The organism is Inquilinus limosus MP06 (assembly GCF_000767795.1).
GTDB classification, from domain to species: domain Bacteria; phylum Pseudomonadota; class Alphaproteobacteria; order DSM-16000; family Inquilinaceae; genus Inquilinus; species Inquilinus limosus_E.
Genome location: NZ_JANX01000373.1, coordinates 1 through 6,280 on the forward strand (window position 1 = coordinate 1; position 6,280 = coordinate 6,280).

7 protein-coding genes are annotated in these 6,280 nt (G+C 72.0%); 3 read left to right on the forward strand and 4 right to left on the reverse strand.

Going from position 1 to position 6,280, the window contains the following annotated elements:
• The 3 genes from P409_RS23260 to P409_RS23270 all read left to right on the forward strand — a co-directional run.
• Positions 1–1,038 (forward strand): cobaltochelatase subunit CobN (locus tag P409_RS23260; RefSeq protein WP_034844318.1); only part of this gene is annotated, 1,038 nt, incomplete at its 5' end.
• An 11-nt stretch (positions 1,039–1,049) separates the two neighbouring features.
• Complete coding sequence (gene cobO, locus P409_RS23265; protein ID WP_052121260.1) at positions 1,050–1,661, forward strand: cob(I)yrinic acid a,c-diamide adenosyltransferase; 612 nt, start codon at positions 1,050–1,052, stop codon at positions 1,659–1,661.
• 127 nt (positions 1,662–1,788) lie between these two features.
• Positions 1,789–3,258, forward strand: a complete 1,470-nt coding sequence (locus P409_RS23270) for a cobyric acid synthase (RefSeq protein WP_202964773.1) — start codon at positions 1,789–1,791, stop codon at positions 3,256–3,258.
• A 133-nt stretch (positions 3,259–3,391) separates the two neighbouring features.
• On the opposite strand, the gene cbiB is transcribed toward P409_RS23270, so the two are convergent.
• The 4 genes from cbiB to P409_RS23290 form a co-directional block, all read right to left on the reverse strand.
• Positions 3,392–4,363 (reverse strand): adenosylcobinamide-phosphate synthase CbiB, encoded by a 972-nt coding sequence (cbiB, locus tag P409_RS23275; RefSeq protein ID WP_034844324.1) that lies wholly within the window; start codon positions 4,361–4,363, stop codon positions 3,392–3,394.
• Between the two features lie 57 nt (positions 4,364–4,420).
• Positions 4,421–4,942, reverse strand: coding sequence for a hypothetical protein (locus P409_RS23280; protein WP_034844327.1), 522 nt, complete (start codon positions 4,940–4,942; stop codon positions 4,421–4,423).
• 5 nt (positions 4,943–4,947) lie between these two features.
• Positions 4,948–6,012 carry a TFIIB-type zinc ribbon-containing protein gene (locus tag P409_RS23285; RefSeq protein ID WP_034844329.1) on the reverse strand — a complete coding sequence of 355 codons (1,065 nt, stop codon included), beginning with the start codon at positions 6,010–6,012 and terminating at the stop codon, positions 4,948–4,950.
• 9 nt (positions 6,013–6,021) lie between these two features.
• On the reverse strand, positions 6,022–6,280 hold a 259-nt coding region (locus tag P409_RS23290; RefSeq protein WP_152613504.1), incomplete at its 5' end, for a DUF4339 domain-containing protein.

Genomic DNA, 6,280 nt, shown 5'->3' on the forward strand with positions numbered 1-6,280 from the left:
AACATGCGCACCGGCGGCGACGACATCTCCCAGGCCCTGGCGCTCTTGGGCGTACAGCCGCGCTGGGACCCCGCGTCCCGCCGCGTCACCGGCTTCGAGGTCATGCCGGAGGGCGTGCTGGGCCGGCCGCGGGTCGACGTGACCCTGCGCGTCTCAGGCTTCTTCCGCGACGCCTTTCCCAGCCAGATCGACCTGTTCGACAGCGCCGTCCGCGCCGTCGCCGCGCTGGATGAGCCGGAGGAGGCGAACCCGCTGGCGGCCCGCGTTCGCGCGGAGACGGCGGCGCTGATCGAGGGCGGCATGCCCGAGGCCGAGGCCCGCCGCCGCGCCGGCTTCCGCGTCTTCGGCTCCAAGCCGGGAGCCTATGGTGCCGGGCTGCAGGCGCTGATCGACGAGCGGCTGTGGCGCGACGAGGCCGATCTCGGCCGCGCCTATCTGGAATGGGGCGGCTGGGCCTATGGCGACGGCGCCGAGGGCGCGGCGGCGCACGACCTGTTCGCCCGGCGCCTCGCCAAGGTCGAAGCCGTTGTCCACAACCAGGACAACCGCGAGCACGACCTGCTCGATTCCGACGACTACTACCAGTTCGAGGGCGGGCTGGCGGCGGCGATCCACCATCTGTCCGGCGCCCGGCCGGCGGTCTGGCACAACGACCATTCGCGGCCCGAGCGGCCGGTGATCCGGACCCTGCGCGAGGAGATCGCCCGCGTGGTGCGCGCCCGGGTGGTCAACCCGAAATGGATCCGCGGCGTGATGCGCCACGGCTACAAGGGCGCCTTCGAGATGGCGGCGACGGTCGACTACCTGTTCGCCTTCGCCGCCACCACCGACGCCGTGGCCGACCACCAGTTCGACTTGGTCTATGACGCGATGCTCGGCGACCCCGAGGTCCGCGCCTTCCTGGAGCAGGCCAACCCGGCGGCGGCGCGCGAGATCGCGGAGCGGCTGCAGGAGGCGCTGGACCGCGGCCTGTGGCAGCCGAGGGCGAACGCCGTCTACCATGAACTCGATGCGCTGACGAAGGAGCCCCGCCCGTGAACACCGACGGCATGACCGAGGACGAGATCAACGCCCGCCACGCCGAGAAGATGGCGAAGAAGAAGGCGGTGCGCGACCGGATGCTGGCCGGCAAGACCATCGAGAAGGGGCTGCTGATCGTCCACACCGGCAAGGGCAAGGGCAAGTCGACGGCCGCCTTCGGCATGGTGCTGCGGTCGATCGGCCACGGCTTCCGCACCGGCGTGGTCCAGTTCGTCAAGGGCAGCTGGGACACCGGCGAGCGCCATGTGCTGGAGCGGTTCCCGGATCTCGTCACCATCGCCGCGATGGGCGAGGGCTTCACCTGGGAGACGCAGGATCGCGAGCGCGACATCGCCGCCGCCCGCGCCGCCTGGGACGCGGCCAAGGCGATGATCCGCGACCCGTCCACCCGCATGGTGCTGCTGGACGAACTGAACATCGTGCTGCGCTACGACTACCTGCCGGTCGAGGAGGTGGTGGCCTTCCTGCGCGACGAGAAGCCGGCGGACACCCATGTCATCGTCACCGGCCGCAACGCCAAGGACGAACTGATCGAGATCGCCGACCTGGTCACCGAGATGACGCTGGTCAAGCACCCGTTCCGCGACGGCGTGAAGGCCCAGGCCGGGATCGAGTTCTGATGGGGCGCTTCCCTAAAGACCCGTCATGGCGAGCCCCGGAGGGGCGTGGCCATCCAGGGCGGCTCGCACCGGCCCCTGGATGGCCACGGCGCTCCGCGCCTCGCCATGACGGGGAGGGGGGCGGGGCATGAAACCGCCCGCCCTGATGGTCCAGGGCACCGGCTCCGACGTCGGCAAGTCGCTGATCGTCGCCGGGCTGTGCCGGGTGTTCGCCCGGCGCGGCCTGCGGGTGCGGCCGTTCAAGCCGCAGAACATGTCGAACAACGCCGCGGTCACCGTCGATGGCGGCGAGATCGGCCGGGCCCAGGCGCTGCAGGCGCGGGCCTGCGGCGTCGACCCGACCGTGCACATGAACCCGGTGCTGCTGAAGCCGGAGACCGAGACCGGGGCCCAGGTCATCGTCCAGGGCCGCCGCGTTGCCACGTTGAAGTCCCGCGACTATGCCGCCCGCAAGCCCGAACTGCTGGCGGCGGTGCTGGACAGCTTCGCCCGGCTGTCGGCGGAGGCGGATCTGGTGCTGGTCGAAGGTGCCGGCAGCCCGGCCGAGGTCAATCTCCGCGCCGGCGACATTGCCAATATGGGCTTTGCCGAGGCGGCGGACCTGCCGGTGGTGCTGGTCGCCGACATCCATCGCGGCGGCGTCATCGCCAGCCTGGTGGGCACCCATGCGGTGATCGCGCCGGAAGAGGCGGCGCGGATCCGCGGCTTCATCGTCAACCGCTTCCGCGGCGACGCCGTCTTGTTCGCCGACGGCATGCGGATCGTCGAGGACCGCACCGGCTGGCGCGGCCTCGGAATCGTGCCGCACTGGCCCCAGGCCGCCCGCCTGCCGGCCGAGGACGCCAATGCCCTGGCCGAGATCGAGACGCCGCGCGGCCGGGCGATCACCGTCGCCGTGCCGGTGCTGTCGCGCATCGCCAATTTCGACGATCTCGACCCGCTGCGGCTGGAGCCGGATGTGGCGGTGCGCATGGTGCCGCCGGGCGAGGCGCTGCCGGGCGATGCCGACCTGGTGCTGCTGCCGGGGTCGAAATCGACCATCGGCGACCTGGCTTTCCTGCGTGCCCAGGGCTGGGACATCGACATCGCCGCCCATGTCCGGCGCGGCGGCCGGGTGCTGGGGCTGTGCGCCGGGTTCCAGATGCTGGGCCGGCGGCTGCACGACCCGGACGGCATCGACGGCCCGCCGGGCTCGGCCGACGGGCTCGGCCTGCTCGACCTCGAGACGTTCATGACGCCGGAGAAGAGCCTGGTCGCTGTCGCCGGCACCCATCGTCCGACCGGCACGGCGATCCGCGGCTATGAGATGCATGTCGGCCGCACCGAGGGTCCGGCGCTCGCTCGGCCGCTGCTCGACCTCGACGGCCGGCCGGACGGCGCCGTGTCGCCCGACGGCCGCGTCGCCGGCTGCTATGTCCACGGCCTGTTCGCGGCCGACGGCTTCCGCGCCGCCTTCCTGGCCGGGCTCAAGCCGCGCGCCGAGGCCGGCCTGGCCTATGACGCCACGGTCGACGCGACGCTGGACGGCCTGGCCGACCATCTGGAGCGACACCTGGACGTCGCGGCGCTGGCCCGGATCGCTGGCCTGCCCGGCTGACCATACGCGCGGCGGCAAAGCTATATCCGTCATGGCGAGCCCCGAAGGGGCGTGGCCATCCAGCGGCACCGTCCCCTGGATGGCCACGGCGCTGCGCGCCTCGCCATGACGGCTAAAATTGGCGCTATCGATTTTACAGCAGCAGTGCCGCCGCCACCGTCACCAGAAACAGCACCGTCCCGGCGCCCTTGGTGACCTCCAGCGCCCGGCGGATGTCGCGCGGGGTCGCCTCGGCCCGTCCGCCATCGCCCATCCAGGCATCGGGCACCACCGTGCCGTGATACTGGCGCGGCCCGGCCAAAGCGAGGCCGAGGCCGCCCGCCATCGCCGCTTCCGGCCAGCCGGCATTGGGCGAACGGTGCTTCGGCGCGTCGCGCCACATCGCCTGCCATGCCGCGCCGATGCGGCCGCCGCCGAAGGGCGCGGCCAGGGCCAGCAAGGCGCCGCACAGTCGCGCCGGCATCAGGTTCAGGACATCGTCCAGCCGGGCCGAGGCCCAGCCGAAGGCCTCGTGCCGGGCGGTGCGGTGGCCGATCATGCTGTCGGCGGTGTTCACCGCCTTGTAGACCAGGATGCCGGGCAGGCCGAGCAGGGCGAACCAGAAGGCCGGCGCGAACACGCCGTCGGAAGTGTTCTCGGCGTCGCTCTCGATCGCGGCGCGGCAGACGCCGGCCATGTCCAGGCTCTGCGGGTCGCGGCCGACGATCATCGACACGGCGCGGCGCCCGCCCTCCAGCCCCTCCAGCTCGCAGGCGGCGGCGACGGCGGCGACATGGTCGTGCAGGCTGCGCTGGGCCAGGAACACGGCGGCGATCACGACCTCCAGCACCCAGCCGAAAGGCAAAGCCCGCAGCAGCACGGACAGGCCCCAGCCGACGCCGCCGGCCAGCAGCACCAGCAGCAGCGTCGTGGCGAGGCCGGCGATGCGGCGCCGGGCCGGCGCGTCGCCGTCATGATTCAGCCGCCTGTCGAGCCAGCCGATCAGCCGGCCGATCAGCGCGACCGGATGCGGCAGCCGCCGCCACAGCCAGGGCGGGTCACCGACCAGCGCGTCGAGCAGCAGGGCGGCGGCCAGGATCCAGAGATGGTGGGAGAGGTCGAACATCCCCACGCTCTGGCCGTCCGGCGCGCCGGGGTCAAGCCCGGCCTGACGGAACGGCGGTCAGGCGGCGGCGCCGGCGGGCGGGAGCAGGCGCCGCCACACGGTCCAGCCGATCACCGCCAGGCCGCCGAGGATGCCGGAGGCGTAGCTGGCCAGATGGGCCCAGGCTGCGGCCGAGAAGGCGACATGGATCTCCGCCGGCAGCAGCGGGCCCCAGCCGCCCGGCACCGGCGATCGGCCCGACGCCACCGACCAGGCGCCCCAGGCTCCGGCGGCCGCGGCGCACAGCGCCATCGCACCCAGCAGCCGGAGAATCGCGGGACGGAGATCGGCCAGGCCCAGCCGGTTGCCGCGGCCCAGCCGCGCCGCGACCGCCAGCATCACCCCCAGCGGCAGCCCGACCCACCAGGTCGCCAGCACACCCCAGCCGATCGCCAGCAGGAAGGGCGATTCCGTCGGGAACACCGGCGGGTGGGCGATGGTGAAATACTCGACGCAGAGATGGGCCGTCACCTGGTCGTGCAGGATGCCGTAGGCGATGGCGGCGCCCAGCGCGAACAGGATGATCCGCAGCGTCTCCATGGCCGTCAGTTCTGGCCGCCATACACTGCCAGGAAAACCCCGACGACCGCGATCGCCGCCAGCGCCGCCAGGCCGATCTTGACCCAGCTCCACGGCCGCTGGCCCTGCACCTCGCCGGTGCGGCCGTTGATCACGAAGCTGTAGGTCCTGGCGCCATAGCGGAAGCTGTTCAGCCAGACCGGCAGCAGCACGTGCTTGAAGGTGACCGCGGCGTAATCGGTCTGCAGGGCGTTGATGATCTGCCGGTCGCCGCCGATGTCGCTGCGGACATCGCCCCGGATCACCGACTCCATCTTCGCCTTCGCCGTGTCGAAGCCGTCGGCCAGGCCGACCTGGTAGTGCTGGGCGCCGAAGCCGCGCAGATAGCGCCCGTCATAGGGTACCAGCGCGCCCAGATCCCAAGGCTCCAGCCGGTCCAGATAGCCCTCCGGCAGCGACCGGCTGGCGACCACTGTGATGTCGTCGAAGTCGCGCGCGACCCGGCCGCTGCACGGCGTCCACCGCGTCTCGGTCACCGTCCGCGTCTGGTTGCCGTCGCGGACTGTCCGCACGATAGTGATGCCGCGCTGGCCGGTGTAGTCGCTGGTGGTGGCGGCGTCATAGGTCCAATACGGCACATACATGCCGACGAAGCCGTTGTCGGTCTTGGCCAGGCGCTTGACGTTGTTCGGCGCGAACCACAGGCCGGACAGCCAGGCTTCGTATTTTGCGCGCGCGGCCTTGGCGTCGAAGCCGAAGGGCAGCAGGGCGCCGGGCGTCAGATGGGTCACCTCGCGCGCTTCGAGCACGATCGGCGTGCCGCAGAACGGGCAACGCGACGCCTGGATTGCCGGATCGAGCTGGAATTCGGCGGCGCAGCGCTTGCAGGAGACGACCGAGACGGTCTCGGTCGGCGCCTGCTGTTCGGCCTCCGCCAGCCCGGCGGCGTAGTCGATCTCGGCGACGGTCGACCAGGGCGAGGCCGTGATCGGGTTCTCATGCCCGCAATAGTGGCATTTCATCGCCTTGGTGCCGGGCGCGTATTCCAGCTGCGCGCCGCAGGACGCGCAGGTGAAGGCCATGTCCGCCATGATCCGGGATCAGGACGGCGGCAGCGGCGGCGGCTGGTCGGTGAACAGCGTGGCGAGGGCGGAGACCTCCCCGGCCTTGCTCCAGTTCGCCATGCCCTGGGTCCAGACCAGGCTGTCGCGGGTCAGGCGGCCGTCGCGCACCAGCCCCTGCAGCTGGGCGGCCGGGAACGGGCCGGACTGCTTGCCGTCGATGGCGACGTGATACGCCTCGGATCCGGGCAACGGCGGCGGCGCCGATCCTGCGGCCGGGGCCTGGCCGGCCTGCTGC